Raw genomic sequence first — 14,520 nt, forward strand, 5'->3', positions numbered from 1 at the left:
GATACTGTCCCAGACCACGAACACATCCGGTGTTGCGTGACTACCTAGATTCCGCCTGCGATCCCTGAGGATGACCTGCTCGCGGATCCGGTCCGGCACCTCGTACGCCGGCGTGGAGAGGTCGGCGTTGAGGTCGATCACCGGCTTCACGGTGACCTTCGTGCGGGAGTCGGAGCACCAGTCCTTGACCTGGTCGAGGAGGAGCAGGCGCTGGCCTTCCTCCATCCGTCCGGTCGGACTGAACACGGTGGCCAGCCCGTCGAGGGACGCGTCGAAGTGGGCATGAAGCACGACCTCGCGGGCGGCGGGCAAGCCGTCGACGTCGCGGACGCCGGTGGCGCCCTGGGTGTGGAGGTCGAGCGCTGTCTGGCTGCGAGCGAGATCGCCGAGAGCGGCGGCGCGGCGGGCGCCGAGCGGGGCCGTCGACCCGAGGGCCTTCAAGCTGGCGGCACCGTGCGCGAGGGCGCGGTCGAGGTCGAGGGCGTCGGCGATGTCGAGCTCGGCCTCGAAGCGCATCGTGCCGGCGTAGTGCACGTCGTCGTCGTGGAGGGTGGCGTGGCGCGGGTCGACGTGGAGGTAGCCGTCCTCCGGATCCGCGGCCGGATCACGTCCGGCGAGGTCGTAGCGCTTGATGGTCTCGGCGACGAGTCGGTCCAGCTGCGCCGCACCGATCCGACCGGCGACCGCGGCGACCTGCGCGTCGACGAACGCCGCAGCCTCGACCGTCAGCGCCGGGGCCGAGTGGATGGTGACCTCCGCGACCGTGCGGGCCCGCCACGCCGGGACCAGGCCGGTCTGGACGTGTGCCCACAAGCGTGGGAGGCGGTGGCGGAGCTCGAGGGCGTGGCCGACGAGCTTCTTCGCCGCAGTCGTCGAGATGCCGAGGACGGCGCCGAGCTCCGCGAGGCAGAACTCCGCGACCAGCGGAGTACCGTCGCCCGCGATGGGCTCCTCGTGCTCACAACCCGGCACGGTGAATGCAGCCGCGTCGTGGATCGACTCCGGCGGATGCAGGTCGGCCCACCGGGCGGCGAGCACCAGCACGTCGGCTGCGGCACGGTCCTCCGCAGCGCGACGCTCGCGGATCGAGGCAAGCAGGTCACGACCGGTGAGGTCATCGACCCCACCTGCCTGCGGCCCTGCCAGCGTCTCGATCATGTGTTCGATTCTATCGGCGACCACAGACATCAGCCATTCTAAAACTGACGGACGTCGTTGACAGTTCGGGTCTCTGATCCCTAGGAGACCTGTATGACAGAACGGGAACTGGAACGGCGGGCCAAGCACAAGCTCGCAGTGCTCAAACACGTCGAGGAAGTTAGCGGCAGCGTCTCCGCGACCTGCCGCTACTACGGCATCAGTCGGACCTGCTACTACAAGGTGGCTCAAGCGCTACGAGGACGAAGGCTTCGAGGGCCTGAAGGACCGCTCAAGCGCACCGCACAGCTCACCAAAAGCGACCAACGCCGAGGTCGTGGAGAAGATCTTGTGGCTCCGTCAGCGCTATCACTTCGGGCCCCAGAAGATCGCGATGTACCTGGAGCGGTACCACCAGATCAAGATCAGCCCCTCAGGCGTGTGGCGAATCCTTCACAAAGCTGGCGTGGGCCGGCTGCCGGCCTCACAGCGCTAAAAGAGACGCGAGACCCGCTGGAAGCGCTACGAGAAGCAGCGCCCGGGCCACCAGCTGCAAGTCGACGTGAAGTTCATCGAGCCCCTGGGTCAGAAGGGCCGGAAGAAGCGCTACTACCAGCACACCGCGATAGACGACTGCACCCGGCTTCGCGTGCTGCGTGCCTATCCCCGCAACGACCAGCAGACCGCGATCGCGTTCATCGACCACGTGCTGTCCAAGCTCCCGTTCGCGGTCGACCAGGTCCAGACCGACAACGGCCAGGAGTTCGGCTCTGCGTTCCACTGGCATCTGATCGACAAAGGCATCGGCCACATCAAGATCAAGCCTCGAACGCCACGTCTAAACGGCAAGGTGGAGAGATCTCACCGCATCGACTCCGAAGAGTTCTACCGACTCCTCGAGGGTGAAGTCATCGACGATGCCCGCCTGTTCGAGACACGACTCCAGGAGTGGGAGGACTACTACAACTACGATCGCCCTCACGGCGCACTCGACGGCCAAACACCGTACGAACGCCTACGACAGAAAGTCGCAGACCCACTGTCATAGGCGTCCGTCAGTTACACAACCGACAGTAGCCATGGGCTGTGGACGGTTGCTGCCACCCTTTCTCAGAGTGGTTTCGTGACGGGACTTCGTCCCTCCTCAACCAGCGCGTGGCGGGTTTCGCGACGGGACTTCGTCCCTCCTCGACCAGCGCCGGCAGGCGCGCGGACTTCCACTTTGCTCGTACATGGCGCGAGCGAACTTCGAGTCAGAGCCGAGGCTCGGGTCCGTCATCGGTCGACAGCGGCCGGTCTCGTGACGGGACGTCGTCCCTCCTCAACCAGCGGGCCGGGGACCGCGTCAGACCAGGTGGCGCAACCACTCCCCCAGCGCGAGGGCAGAGGCCTCGACCATCGACGGCCAGTCGAGCGCGGACTCGTCGGCGGTGTCGGAGACGTGCTTGACCAGCCGCACGGGCACGCCGGCCTCGCGGGCCGCCCAGGCGACGGCGTACCCCTCCATGTCGACGAGGTGCGCGCGCTGGGCGAGGGCGTCGCGGACGGCGGGGTCGCTGACGAAGACGTCGCCGGTGGCGAGGACGATGTCGGAGTCGCCCACCTCGAGGAGCTCCTGCGGGTCGTAGCCCAGCGCGCGGATGAGGTCGGCGCTGATGTCGTGGTTGAGCACCGTGCCGGGCTCGAACAGCCCGGTGAGGCCGGGACGCAGCGCTCCCGCCGTGCCGATGTTGACGACCGTGAGGCCGGCGAGGTCGTCGTACGACGCCAGCGCGCGGGCGGTCGCGGCGGCGGCCGCGGTCTTGCCGAGGCCGGTGATGACGAGCGGCAGGTCGGCGGGGACGTGGGCGGCCTCGGCGGCGGTCGCCGAGACCACCAGGACGTGGTCAGTCACGGTGGTTGCCGCGGCGCGAGTGCGGCGTCGCGAGCACGGACCCGACCCGGTCCGGGTCGTATACCTCGCCCAGCCAGTCGAACAGCCCGCGCAGCACCTCGGGATCGGCGACGTAGTCGTCGTAGTGGACCCGGTAGGCGGCGTCACCCAGCCCGGCCGACGTGGCGAGGATCTTGTCCTCGATCGCGCGGACCTGCGCCAGCGGGTCGTCCTTGTGCGTCCAGTAGTTGCTGGCCGCGACGTCCTCGAGGTTGCGCGTGTTGACCACGAAGCGGGCGCCGGGGAAGACCTGGCGCAGGAAGTCGACGTAGTCCGGCAGGTCCTCGTCGTACCAGCGGATCTCCTTGTAGCCGGTGACCCTCGTGCCGTGCTCGGGACGCAGCAGCGTCGCCTCCGCCAGCGAGCGGATGTGCTGCAGGGAGGCCGCCTCGGGGAACGCCTCGATGCCGAACCACGGGTGCGTCGGCCGGCTCGCACGGGCGGGGTCGACGCGCGCCCTCTCGGTCAGGCCGCTGCGGTGGAAGTCGTAGAGGTGGCGCATCGCGTGGCGGTTCTCGCCGCGCAGCAGCCAGCCGGGGATCGAGTTGAGGATGCCCATCAGCAGGGTCGAGCCGGACCTGCCGTACGTCATCACGAAGACGTGCTTCAGCTCGTGCACGTCACCACGACTTCTCGAGCGGACGGCCCTCGTGGAAGCCGGCGGCGGACTGGACGCCCACGAGCGCGCGCTCGTGGAGCTGCGCGAGGCTGGTCGCACCGGCATAGGTGCAGGCCGACCGGACGCCGGAGCAGATCTGGTCGATGAGGTCCTCGACGCCGGGGCGGTCGGGGTCGAGGTACATCCGGGAGGACGAGATGCCCTCCTCGTACAGGCCCTTGCGGGCGCGGTCGTACGACGACTCCCCCGACGTGCGGTTCGCGACGGCCCGGGCCGAGGCCATCCCGAACGACACCTTGAACGGGCGGCCGTCCACGTCGAGCATCAGGTCGCCCGGCGACTCGTGGGTGCCCGCGAACCACGAGCCGATCATCACCGACGAGGCGCCGGCGGCGAGCGCCAGCGCGACGTCCCGCGGGTGGCGTACGCCTCCGTCGGCCCACACGTGCTTGCCCAGCTCGCGCGCGGCGGTGGCACACTCCAGCACCGCGGAGAACTGCGGCCGGCCGACGCCGGTCATCATCCGCGTGGTGCACATCGCACCAGGCCCGACGCCGACCTTGACGATGTCGGCGCCGGCCTCGATCAGCGCGCGGGTGCCCTCGGCGGAGACGACGTTGCCCGCGGCGATCGGTACGTCGGGCGACAGGGCGCGGACCGCCTGCAGGGCCTGGACCATCCGGTCCTGGTGGCCGTGGGCGGTGTCGACGACCAGGCAGTCGACGCCCGCCGCGAGCAGCTCCGCCGCCCGGTCCTTGACCTCCCCGTTGACGCCGACCGCGGCCGCGATCCGCAGGCCCCCGGAGGTGTCGACGGCCGGGGTGTAGAGGGTGGCGCGCAGCGCGCCGAGCCGGGTCAGCACGCCCACCAGCTCGCCGGAGTCGGACACCGCGACCGCGAGCGGCGCCTTGGCCCGCTCGATCGCGTCGTACACCTCGCGGGGGTCGGTGCCCACCGACACGGTGACGACGTCCTGGTTCATCACGGCCGAGACCTGGGCGAAACGGTCGACGTCGGCGCAGTCGGCCTCCGAGACGACCCCCACCGGGCGGCCCTCCTGCACCACGACCGCTGCCTTGTGCGCCCGCTTCGGGATCAGGGAGAGCGCCTCGGCCACCGTCTGGTCGGGTCGGAGCTCGATCGGCGTGTCGAAGACGCGGTGCCGCTGCTTGACCCACCGGACGACGTCGGCGACCACCGGGATCGGGATGTCCTGCGGGATCACCGTGATGCCGCCGCGCCGGGCGACCGTCTCGGCCATCCGCCGGCCCGCGATCGCGGTCATGTTGGCCACGACCAGCGGCAGGGTCGTGCCGGTGCCGTCGTCGGTGGCGAGGTCGACGTCGTAGCGGCTCGCGACCGATGAGGAGCGCGGGACCATGAAGACGTCGTCGTAGGTCAGGTCGTGGGGCGGCGCTGCGCCGTCGAGGAACTGCACGTGTCTGGACTCTACGCGGCCGGCAGGTGCTTCGGGCGCAGCCCGGCGTCTGCGAGCTCGAGCGCTGCGAGACGGCGTACGACGTCGGGGTCCCGCTCGCGCCAGGCACCCGCCGGGTCGTCGCTCACCCTCGCCAGCACGTGCATCGGCTGGTTGGCCAGTGCACGGAGGGCGAAGAGGTCGAGGTCCTCGGACGCGTCGATGAACCTCGCGCCGGCCGTCGCCTCGCGGATGAAGCGCCACCTGAGGGGCAGGTGGATCGCCGACACGATGAGGATCGGGATCAGCGCCACCGACAGGCCGAGCAGCAGCGCCAGCCGCTCCACGGCCTCGACCGTGTCGCGCCCCGCCGCGGCCAGCCCGTCGGAGGCGTCGGCCGCGCGGTCGAACGGGACCGCGAGCTCGTCGCCGACGAGCGGTGCCTCCCCGAGCCGGCCGCCGGCGTCGCGCAGCTCCTCGGCCATCGACGTCGCCGCGGAGTCGGTCTGGCGGGCGGGTGCCGCCAGCTGCTCGGTGCCGTCGTGGACGGCCATGCCGATCCAGACCCAGAGCACGAGCCACACGACGAACAGGACGTCGGCGACCACCTGCAGCGTGCGGCGGAGCGGCGTGTCGGCGAAGAGCTTCATGCCGCCCACCCTGCCAGCCCGGGTCAGTCCTGAGCGGACGCCGCCCGCTGCAGCGCTCGCCAGGTGCGGTCGACGTCGGCCTCGGTCGTGCGCCAGCTGCCGACGGCGAGCCGGATCGCGGCCCGGCCCTCGACCGTCGTGTGCGAGAGGTACGCCTCGCCCGAGGCGTTGACGGCCTCCATCGCCGCCAGAGTCGGCTCGTCGCCCGCGGCGAGCCGGAAGACCACCAGCGACAGCGACGGCTCGGTCACCATCTCGAAGCGGTCGTCGGCGGCGACCAGCTCGGCGACGTGCTCGGCGAGCGCGACACCGCTGCGGACGTGCCGGCGCAGGCCCTCCAGCCCATAGGTGCGCAGCACCGCCCACAGCTTGATCGCGCGGAACCGCCGGCCGAGCTGCGGGTGCCAGTCGCGGTAGTCGACGACCTCGCCCGACTCGGTGGCCGCGTTGCGGAGGTACTCCGGGAGGATCGACAGCGCGCCGGTCAGGGCGGCCCGGTCGCGCACCCAGAAGGTGCTGCAGTCGAAGGTCGTCAGCAGCCACTTGTGCGGGTTGGTGACGAACGAGTCCGCATGCTCGACGCCGGCGAGGTGGCCACGGTGCTCCGGACAGACCGCGGCGACGCCGGCCCAGGCGGCGTCGACGTGCAGCCAGACGCCCGTGTCGCGCACGACTTCGGCGACCGCGGCGACGTCGTCCATCGCGCCGGTCGACGTGCTGCCGGCGGCGAGGTGCACCATCACCGGTCGCAGCCCCGCCCCGGTGTCGTCGGCGATCGCGGTGCGCAGCGCGTCGACGTCCATCGCCTGCGTGACGGGGTCGACGGCGATCGTGCGCACGGCGTCCTCGCCGAGGCCGGCCATCATCGCCGCCTTCACCAGCGACGAGTGGGCCTGCGTGGACCCGTAGACCCGCCACCCGACGTCGCCGACGCCGTGACGTCGTACGTCGCCCCCGCTGGCGCGGTGCAGGGCGGACAGCAGGGCGGTGAAGGTCGCGGTGGAGGCAGTGTCCTGGATGACGCCGCCGCCCGGCCCGTCGCTGCGGAACGCCTCCGGCAGCCCGAGCGCCTCGGCGAACCAGTCGAGCACCACCTGCTCGACCTCGGTCACCGCCGGGCTGGTCGCCCAGATCATCCCCTGCGCACCGATGCCGCTGGAGAGGAGGTCACCGAGGATCGCGGCCGGCGAGGAGTTGGCCGGGAAGTACGCGAAGAACCGCGGGTGCTGCCAGTGGGTGAGCCCGGGCACGACGACGCGGTCGAGGTCGGCCAGCACCGCGTCGAACGGCTCGGCGTCCTCCGGGGCCGACGTCGGCAGGAGGCGACGTACGTCGCCGGGTTCGACCTGGGCGCGGACGGGCAGGTCGTCGAGGGAGGCCCAGTAGTCGGCGATCCAGTCGATGGCGGCGTGCCCGTGGCGGCGGAACTCCTCGGGCGTCATGTGGGCTGGCTGGTCGGGCATGGGCAGAACGTACTCGGAACGGTTGAGTGCCCGTGCTCAACGGTGGTCGGGTAGGTCTGCGGGTCCGGCCCGGCCGGCGGCGGGCGACGGTTGACCCATGACCTCCTCGACCCCGACCAAGAACACCAACGCCTTCTTCCTGCAGGCCGGCGTCTCCTTCGCCGTCGCGCTGCTGACCATGATCTTCGCGATCTTCTACCTCCCCGTCGACCCGTGGATCCGCGCCTTCCTCGGGCTCGGGACGATGTTCCTCACGACGTCGAGCTTCACCCTCGCCAAGTGCGTCCGCGACGCCCAGGAGGACTCCTACGTGGTCTCCCGAATCGACCAGGCCCGCGTCGACCGGATCCTCTCCGAGCACGACCCCTTCAAGTCGGTCTCCTGACCTCGCCGACCGGGCACTTCGTTGCCAGACCGCAACAGACGACCGGGCACTTCGTCGCAACGAAGTGCCCGGTCGGCGCGTGTGCAGGATCGCTACCGCAGCTCGGCGCTCGTCAACCCGAGCACCCGGCGCGCGACGATCAGCTGCTGGATCTGCTGGGTGCCCTCGAAGATGTCGAGGATCTTGGAGTCGCGGGCCCACTTCTCCAGCAGCTCGCCCTCGCTGTAGCCGAGGGTGCCGCACAGCTGGACGCAGGACAGCGTGACGTCGGACCCGACGCGCCCGGCCTTCGCCTTGGCCATCGAGGCCTCGAGCGAGTTGGGCTTGCGGTTGTCGGCCATCCACGCCGCCTGCATCATCAGCAGCTTGGCGCCCTCCCAGTCGGCCTCGAGCCGCAGGAACGTCGCCGCGGCCGCCGACTGCGACTGCGCGGTGCGGTCGTAGTCGATCAGCACCCCCGCCTGCTCGAGCAGGTCCCGGGTCAGGTCGAGCGACGCGCGGGCGCACCCGACGGCCATCGCGGCGACCAGCGGGCGGGTGTTGTCGAAGGTGGCCATCGCCCCGGCGAAGCCCGACTTCGCGTCGATCTCGGGCGAGCCGAGCAGGTCCTCGGCCGGGACGCGGCAGTCGGTGAAGGTGATGACCGCGGTGTCGGAGGCGCGGATGCCGAGCTTGTGCTCGAGCCGCTCGACCTTGATGCCCGGGTTGTCCTTGCGGACCAGGAAGGACTTGATCGCGGCGCGACCGAGTTCCTTGTCGAGCGTCGCCCACACCACGACCGAGTCGGCGCGCTCGCCGGACGTGACGTAGATCTTCTCGCCGTTGATGACGTACTCGTCGCCGTCCTTGACCGCCGTGGTGGTGATGTTGGCGGAGTCCGACCCGGTCCCGGGCTCGGTGATCGCCATCGCCGCCCAGGTGCCGCGGTAGCGCTCGAGCTGCTCCTCGTTGGCGACCGACGCGATCGCTGAGTTGCCCAGGCCCTGGCGGGGCATCGACAGCAGCAGCGCGATGTCGCCCCAGCACATCTCGGCGACGGAGAGGACCGAGGCGAGGTTGGCCCCGTTGCGGACCGTGTCGGTCTCGTCCTCGGCGGAGGCGTCCCGTCGTACGCCGCCCGCGCCGGCGCCGCTGCTCGCCCCGGTCTCGGACACGCCGTCGATCAGCGCCGCGAGCATGTCGAGCTCCTTGGGGTAGGCGTGCTCGGCGCGGTCGTACTTGCGCGAGATCGGCCGCAGCATGTTCATCGCCAGCTGGTGGGCCTGGTCGATGAGCGTCGCGTGCTTCGTGGGGGTCTCCAGGTTGATCATCAGACAAGCACCGCGCCTTCCATCACGCCGACGGCCCGCAGATCGCGATACCACCGTTCGACCGGGTGTTCCTTGACGAAGCCGTGCCCGCCGAGGAGCTGGACCCCGTCGAGGCCGATCCGCATGCCCTTCTCGGTGCACAGCTGCCGGGCCAGGCCGACCTCGCGTGCGAAGTCCTGGCCGCGGGCGGCGCGCGAGGCGGCCTTCCAGGTGAGCAGGCGCATCGCCTGCACCTCGATGGCCATGTCGGCGACCATGAAGGCGACCGACTGGCGGTGGCTGATCGGCTCGCCGAACGCCTCGCGCCCGTTGACGTAGTCCTTGACGTAGTCGAGGATCGCCTGCCCGGTGCCCACCGCCAGCGCGCACCACGCGAGGCGCGAGAGGCGGACGCACTCGGCGTACGCTGTGCCGTCGGTGTCGCCGAGGAGCGCGTCGGCGCCCACCCGTACGCCGGTGAGGTGCAGGCGCGACAGCCCGGCGGCGCGCACGCCCATCGAGGGGTCGGCCTCCACCTCCAGCCCCTCGGCGCCGGACTCGACGAGGAACAGCGCCGGGGTGCCGTCGAGCATCGCCGCCACGACGAAGAGCTCGGCGTCGGCACCGCGGACGACGGCCGACTTGACCCCGTCGATGACGAAGCCGTCCCCGTCGCGCCGGGCCGTGGTCGAGAGCTCGAAGGGGTCGAAGAGCACCGTCGGCTCGGCGAGCGTCAGCGCGGCGGCGGGGACGCCCGGTCCCGCGGCGTCGCCGGTGAACGCGGGCAGGTAGGTCTGCTGCTGGGCCTCGGTCCCCCAGAGCCCGATCGCGGTGGCCACGGCGCCCGGGGCGAGGGTGGCGACGGCGAGCCCCATGTCGCCGTGCGCCAGGGCCTCGGCGACGAGGGCCCCGGCGGTGGCCGAGCGCTCCTCCATGATCCCGCCGAGCTCCTCGGGGACACCGAGGGCGGGCAGGCCGACGTCCTGGGCCGCGGCGAGGACGTCCGCCGGTGGCGCGCACGCCTCGTCCGCGGCGGAGGCGGCGGGCCGCAGCACCTCGGTGGCCAGCTCCCGGACCACGTCGAGGAGCATGGCCTCGTCGTCGGTCGGCGTGAGGTCGAAGACGCCGCGCGACGCGGCGTTGGCGGGACGGGCCCCGGCGGTGCGCCGACCGGCGCGGGCGAAGGTGCGTCCGGCGGCCGTCGCCACCCGGAATCCGTTGCGCGTGGTGGAGTACACCGCGTGCTCGGCCTGCTTGCGCAGGCCCACCCGGTCGATGAGGTCGCTCTGCGCCAACCGGCTGACCCCGGCGACCACGAGACCGATCGCGTCGCGGGCCTCCCGCGACGACAACCCGTGGCGCCCGCCCGGCCGGAGGTTGCTGAGAAAGGTCATGGCGAAACTGTAACTCTGAGTTACACCGTTGGCCAGAGGCCCTCCCGTTGTGCGTGCCACCCGCGCCCCTCTCGTTAGGATCGCCCGCATGCCAGACGAGCAGCCGACTGACACCACACCCGATCTCCGGGCGCCCCACGGCGCCCTCCCCGAGGGTGGCACGGTGCGCGCGATCACGCGGTGGGGCACGCCCGTCATGCACCGCCCTCAGGCAGCGGTCACGACGTACGACGACGCGCTGGCCGCGCTCGCCGCCGACATGGTGGCGACGATGTACGCAGCCGAGGGGGTCGGTCTCGCAGCGTGCCAGGTCGGCGAGGACGTCGCGATGTTCGTCTTCGACTGCCCCGACGACGAGGGCGTGCGCACCGTCGGGGTCGTGTGCAACCCGGTGCTCACCCTCCCCGAGGGCAAGGACCGCCGCCTCGAGGACGACGACGAGGGCTGCCTGTCCTTCCCCGGCTCCTTCGAGCCCTGCCCCCGTCCCGACTGGGCGCGCGTCGACGGCCAGGGCCTCGACGGCCGGCCGGTCTCCTTCGAGGGCGACGGACTGCTCGCCCGGTGCCTGCAGCACGAGACCGACCACACCCTCGGCACCGTCTTCGGCGACCGCCTGTCGTCGAAGTCGCGCAAGCGGCTGACCAAGAAGCATGACGCCGCCGCCGAGGACTACCCGCTGTCCTGGCCCGCCGACGCGGTCGGCTGAGGCGATGCACGAGCTCCGCATCACCCGGGAGAACGCCCGCTTCCAGCAGTGGGAGGCGCTCCTGACCAATCGCTCCAAGCGCCACCGCAACCGTGAGTTCCTGGTGCAGGGCGTCCGCCCCATCACCCGGGCCGTCGAGGAGGGCTGGACCGTGCGCGCCCTGCTCCGCGCCGACGGCGCCGCCTCCACGTGGTCCGACGGCCTCTGGACGACGACGGACGCCGAACGGGTGCTGCTCTCTCCCGAGCTGCACGCCCGGCTCAGTGGTCGCGAGGAGGGGGCCGAGCTGGTCGCGGTCGTCGAGATGCCCGACGACGGCGTCGCGCGCCTGGAGGACTCGCGGCGGCGGCACGGTCCCGTCGTGGTCTTCGACCGCCCCACGAGCCCCGGCAACATCGGGACGCTGGCCCGGTCCGCGGACGCCTTCGGCGCCTCCGCGCTCGTGGTCACCGGCCACGCCGCCGACCCCTACGACCCGCAGGCGGTGCGCGCGAGCACCGGCTCGCTGTTCGCCCTGACGGTGCTGCGCGTGCCCGGCCCGGGCCCGGTCGTCGAGCACGCCCACGCCCACGGCTACCGCATCGTCGGCACCGACGAGGAGGGCGGTGTTCTGGCGGACGCCGACCTGGGCGGGCGGGTGGTGATCGTCGTCGGCAACGAGACCCACGGCCTGTCCTCGGGGTGGCGGTCCGCGTGCGACGAGGTCGTCGCCATCGCGATGGTCGGCACCGCGTCGTCGCTCAACGCCGCCGTGGCCGGCTCGATCGTCCTGCACGAGTCGCTGCGCCAGCGCGGCTGAGGGACGGCGTACGACGTGGAGGCAGTGCTCGACTGGGTCGTGCTCGTGATGCGCACCGTCGGCTCCCCCGGGGTGGGCCTCGCCACCGCCCTCGAGACGGTCTTCCCACCGGTCCCGAGCGAGCTGGTGCTGCCGCTCGCCGGCTACACCGCCAGCCAGGGCTACTACACCGTCCTCGCCGCCACCGCCTGGGCGACGGCGGGCTCGTTGGCAGGGGCGCTCGTCCTCTACTGGCTCGGCGCGGCCTGGGGGCTCGAGCGCATCTGCGCGCTGGCGGACAGGATCCCACTGATGCACGCCCAGGACGTCCGCCGGGCCGTGGCCTGGTTCGGCCGGCACGGGCGGACCGCGGTCTTCGTCGGTCGGCTGGTGCCGGGCGTCCGCAGCCTCATCTCGATCCCCGCCGGCATCGACCGGATGCCGCTGCTGCGCTTCTGCGTCTTCACGACCGCGGGAAGCTTGGTCTGGAACGCAGCGCTGATCGTGGCCGGTTACGAGCTCGGGGAGCAGTGGCACGTCGTCGAGGGGTACGTCGGCCCGGTCAGCAACGTGGTCTACGTGCTCATCGGCATCGCCCTGGTCGTCGTGGCTGCCCGCCGGCTGCGGCACCGCCTGGGCTGATCCGTCAGCGGCGGGCCGCGGCGTAGCAGGCCACGGCACTGGCCGCCGCGACGTTGAGGGAGTCGATGCCGGCCGCCATCGGGATCACGGCACGGCGGTCGGCCGAGGCCTCCCAGCGTGACGACAGGCCGTGCCCTTCGGACCCCAGCACGAGGGCGAGGCGATCGACGCCGGCGACGGCCTCCTCGATGGGGACGGAGTCGGGTCCCAGGGTCAGCGCGACCGTCGTGAAGCCGCGTCGGGAGAGGTCCGGCAGGGCGTCGTACCAGTCGGGGAGCCGGGTCCACGGGGTGGAGAACACCGCACCCATCCCGACCTTGATGGAGCGGCGGTAGAGCGGGTCCGCGCACCGCGGTGCGAGCAGCACGGCGTCGAAGCCCAGGGCGGCGCCGGACCGGAAGACCGCACCGACATTGGTGTGGTCGACCAGGTCCTCGAGCACCAGCACCGATCGTGCCCCAGCGAGCACGTCACCCACGGGCGGCAGGGGCCGCCGACGCAGTGACGCCAGCGCGCCGCGGTGGACGTGGAAGCCGGTGACCTGCTCGATGAGCGCCTCGGGCAGGACGTAGCAGGGCGCGGAGCTGCGGTCGAGCACGTCGCCGAGGCCGTCGAGCCAGCGCGGGGCCATCAGGAACGACCGCGCCTCGTGACCGCCCTCGATCGCCCGGCGCACCACCTTCTCACCCTCGGCCAGGAAGAGGCCGTGCTCGGCCTCCAGGCTCTTGCGGAGCTCGACGTCGCGCAGGTCGCGGTAGTCGGCCAGCCGCGGGTCGTCGGGGTCGTCCAGCTCGACGATCCCGCCTCGCACGCCGGTCCGGTCGGTCGGGTCGGGGTCAGCCACGCCCGTAGTGTGCCGGACGTGCCACGGCGACCACCTCGCCCACCACGATGATCGCGGGCGGGACGACACGGTGGGCCACCAGGTCAGCGGCCAGAGTGCCGAGGGTGCTCAGGACCGTGCGCTCGGTCGGCATGGTGCCGTCGACGATGACGGCCACGGGAGTCGCGGCGTCGCGCCCGCCGGCGAGCAGGACCTCCGCGATCGCGGGCGCGTTGTCGACCGCCATCAGCAGGACGAGGGTGCCCCGCAGGCCGGCGACCGCGTCCCACGCCACCAGCGAGTGCGGGTGGCCGGGCGGGAGGTGCCCGGAGATGACGGTGAACTCGTGGGCGATCCCACGGTGGGTCACGGGGATGCCGACCCGCGCCGGCACGGCGATGGCGGAGCTGAGCCCGGGGACGACGGTGACGGGCACGTCGGCAGCCGCGCACGCCAGCAGCTCCTCGTAGCCGCGGCCGAACACGAAGTTGTCGCCTCCCTTGAAGCGCACCACCCGCTTGCCGGCCCGCGCCCGGTCGATGATCACCTCGTTGATCGTCTGCTGGGAGGCGGACCGGCCGCGTGGCAGCTTGGCGACGTCGATCAGCTCGACGTCGGGACCGAGCTCGTCGAGGAGCTCGCGCGGCGCCAGCCGGTCGGCGACCACGACGTCGGCGGTCGCGAGGGCATGGCGGGCCGCGACCGTGACGAGCTCCGGCTCGCCCGGTCCGCCGCCGACGAGGACGACGCCGGGGCTGCGGTCGAGCGCGTCGGACGCCGACAGGTGCCCGTCGCGCAGCGCGGTGACGATGTCGTCGCGCAGGGAGGCCGACTTCCTCGGCTCGCGGTTGCCCAGCACCCCCACGGTCACCGTGCCGTGGTGGCCCACCGCCGGGGTCCACGCGGTGCCGCCGAGCGCGTCGTCGGCGCGGACGCAGAAGGTGTGGCGGGCGTCGGCGGCCGCGACCACGCGCGCGTTCACCGCGGGGTCGTCGGTCGCGGCGACGACGTACCAGGCGCCGTCGAGGTCGCTCTCGGCGAACTCGCGCAGCACGAGCGTCAGCTCGCCCTTGAGCCCCTCGAGCGCCGGGGTCACGTCGATGCTGACGACCGTCACGTCGGCGCCGGCACCGAGCAGCCCCGAGACGCGGCGCTGCGCGACGTGCCCGCCGCCCACGACCACGACCTTCCGACCGGTGAGCACCAGCCCCGCCAGGTAGGGATGGGGGGCGGCACCGCGATCGGTCATGCACCGATTGTCCCTTTCGGGCGCGCAGGCAGGTG

Annotated in this window: 14 protein-coding genes and 1 pseudogene; 5 read left to right on the forward strand and 10 right to left on the reverse strand. The window is 72.0% G+C overall.

The window, feature by feature from the left end; genetic code table 11:
* Positions 1-1,158 (reverse strand): hypothetical protein (locus ACFQW6_RS22260; RefSeq protein WP_378550781.1); only part of this gene is annotated, 1,158 nt, incomplete at its 3' end.
* Positions 1,159-1,251: 93 nt separating this feature from the next.
* Between ACFQW6_RS22260 and ACFQW6_RS22265 the strand changes: the two are divergent.
* A pseudogene (locus ACFQW6_RS22265) lies at positions 1,252-2,185 on the forward strand (IS481 family transposase).
* A 297-nt stretch (positions 2,186-2,482) separates the two neighbouring features.
* Here the strand turns inward: ACFQW6_RS22265 and ACFQW6_RS22270 are convergent.
* From ACFQW6_RS22270 to ACFQW6_RS22290, 5 genes are read right to left on the reverse strand one after another with little or no spacing between them, the layout of a single operon-like run.
* On the reverse strand, positions 2,483-3,031 hold the full coding sequence (locus ACFQW6_RS22270) for a nucleosidase (protein ID WP_378550783.1): 549 nt from the start codon (positions 3,029-3,031) through the stop codon (positions 2,483-2,485).
* Positions 3,024-3,689: a sulfotransferase gene (locus ACFQW6_RS22275; protein WP_378550785.1), complete on the reverse strand. Its 666-nt coding sequence runs from the start codon at positions 3,687-3,689 to the stop codon at positions 3,024-3,026. The genes ACFQW6_RS22270 and ACFQW6_RS22275 overlap by 8 nt, the downstream gene beginning before the upstream one ends.
* Before the next feature lies 1 nt (position 3,690).
* Positions 3,691-5,127: a GuaB1 family IMP dehydrogenase-related protein gene (locus tag ACFQW6_RS22280; protein WP_378550787.1), complete on the reverse strand. Its 1,437-nt coding sequence runs from the start codon at positions 5,125-5,127 to the stop codon at positions 3,691-3,693.
* Between the two features lie 11 nt (positions 5,128-5,138).
* Positions 5,139-5,756, reverse strand: a complete 618-nt coding sequence (locus ACFQW6_RS22285) for a hypothetical protein (protein WP_378550789.1) — start codon at positions 5,754-5,756, stop codon at positions 5,139-5,141.
* 23 nt (positions 5,757-5,779) lie between these two features.
* The gene (locus ACFQW6_RS22290) at positions 5,780-7,219 is read right to left on the reverse strand and encodes a pyridoxal phosphate-dependent decarboxylase family protein (RefSeq protein ID WP_378550791.1); all 1,440 of its coding nucleotides are present in this window, start codon (positions 7,217-7,219) and stop codon (positions 5,780-5,782) included.
* A 97-nt stretch (positions 7,220-7,316) separates the two neighbouring features.
* Between ACFQW6_RS22290 and ACFQW6_RS22295 the strand changes: the two genes are divergently transcribed.
* The gene (locus tag ACFQW6_RS22295; protein ID WP_300044628.1) at positions 7,317-7,604 is read left to right on the forward strand and encodes a YiaA/YiaB family inner membrane protein; all 288 of its coding nucleotides are present in this window, start codon (positions 7,317-7,319) and stop codon (positions 7,602-7,604) included.
* Between the two features lie 92 nt (positions 7,605-7,696).
* Here the strand turns inward: ACFQW6_RS22295 and ACFQW6_RS22300 are convergent, their stop codons facing one another.
* Positions 7,697-8,914, reverse strand: a complete 1,218-nt coding sequence (locus tag ACFQW6_RS22300; RefSeq protein ID WP_378550793.1) for an acyl-CoA dehydrogenase family protein — start codon at positions 8,912-8,914, stop codon at positions 7,697-7,699.
* Positions 8,914-10,287 carry an acyl-CoA dehydrogenase family protein gene (locus ACFQW6_RS22305; RefSeq protein WP_378550795.1) on the reverse strand — a complete coding sequence of 458 codons (1,374 nt, stop codon included), beginning with the start codon at positions 10,285-10,287 and terminating at the stop codon, positions 8,914-8,916. The genes ACFQW6_RS22300 and ACFQW6_RS22305 overlap by 1 nt, the downstream gene beginning before the upstream one ends.
* Before the next feature lie 88 nt (positions 10,288-10,375).
* On the opposite strand from ACFQW6_RS22305, the gene def reads away from it, so the two are divergent.
* Genes def through ACFQW6_RS22320 form a run of 3 tightly spaced genes read left to right on the forward strand, consistent with a single transcriptional unit; the run spans position 10,376 to position 12,413 of the window.
* On the forward strand, positions 10,376-10,993 hold the full coding sequence (gene def, locus ACFQW6_RS22310) for a peptide deformylase (protein WP_378550797.1): 618 nt from the start codon (positions 10,376-10,378) through the stop codon (positions 10,991-10,993).
* Between the two features lie 4 nt (positions 10,994-10,997).
* Complete coding sequence (locus ACFQW6_RS22315; protein ID WP_378550799.1) at positions 10,998-11,792, forward strand: TrmH family RNA methyltransferase; 795 nt, start codon at positions 10,998-11,000, stop codon at positions 11,790-11,792.
* A 15-nt stretch (positions 11,793-11,807) separates the two neighbouring features.
* A complete protein-coding gene (locus ACFQW6_RS22320) occupies positions 11,808-12,413 on the forward strand; it encodes a DedA family protein (protein WP_378550801.1) in 606 nt (201 codons plus the stop codon).
* A 4-nt stretch (positions 12,414-12,417) separates the two neighbouring features.
* On the opposite strand, the gene ACFQW6_RS22325 is transcribed toward ACFQW6_RS22320, so the two are convergent.
* Positions 12,418-13,212, reverse strand: coding sequence for a TrmH family RNA methyltransferase (locus tag ACFQW6_RS22325; RefSeq protein ID WP_378550972.1), 795 nt, complete (start codon positions 13,210-13,212; stop codon positions 12,418-12,420).
* A 37-nt stretch (positions 13,213-13,249) separates the two neighbouring features.
* Positions 13,250-14,485, reverse strand: a complete 1,236-nt coding sequence (cobA, locus tag ACFQW6_RS22330; protein WP_378550803.1) for a uroporphyrinogen-III C-methyltransferase — start codon at positions 14,483-14,485, stop codon at positions 13,250-13,252.
* Positions 14,486-14,520: the final 35 nt, after the last annotated feature.

The sequence above is a fragment of the Nocardioides sp. GCM10028917 genome (assembly GCF_042666175.1).
Lineage (GTDB): Bacteria > Actinomycetota > Actinomycetes > Propionibacteriales > Nocardioidaceae > Nocardioides.

Excerpts from the sequence above, each read along its gene's own strand:
- ACFQW6_RS22315 (WP_378550799.1), top strand. The coding sequence starts at position 10,998 with ATGCACGAGCTCCGCATCACCCGGGAGAACGCCCGCTTCCAGCAGTGG.
- cobA (WP_378550803.1), bottom strand. The coding sequence starts at position 14,485 with ATGACCGATCGCGGTGCCGCCCCCCATCCCTACCTGGCGGGGCTGGTG.
- ACFQW6_RS22305 (WP_378550795.1), bottom strand. The coding sequence starts at position 10,287 with ATGACCTTTCTCAGCAACCTCCGGCCGGGCGGGCGCCACGGGTTGTCG.
- def (WP_378550797.1), top strand. The coding sequence starts at position 10,376 with ATGCCAGACGAGCAGCCGACTGACACCACACCCGATCTCCGGGCGCCC.
- ACFQW6_RS22290 (WP_378550791.1), bottom strand. The coding sequence starts at position 7,219 with ATGCCCGACCAGCCAGCCCACATGACGCCCGAGGAGTTCCGCCGCCAC.
- ACFQW6_RS22285 (WP_378550789.1), bottom strand. The coding sequence starts at position 5,756 with ATGAAGCTCTTCGCCGACACGCCGCTCCGCCGCACGCTGCAGGTGGTC.
- ACFQW6_RS22295 (WP_300044628.1), top strand. The coding sequence starts at position 7,317 with ATGACCTCCTCGACCCCGACCAAGAACACCAACGCCTTCTTCCTGCAG.
- ACFQW6_RS22300 (WP_378550793.1), bottom strand. The coding sequence starts at position 8,914 with ATGATCAACCTGGAGACCCCCACGAAGCACGCGACGCTCATCGACCAG.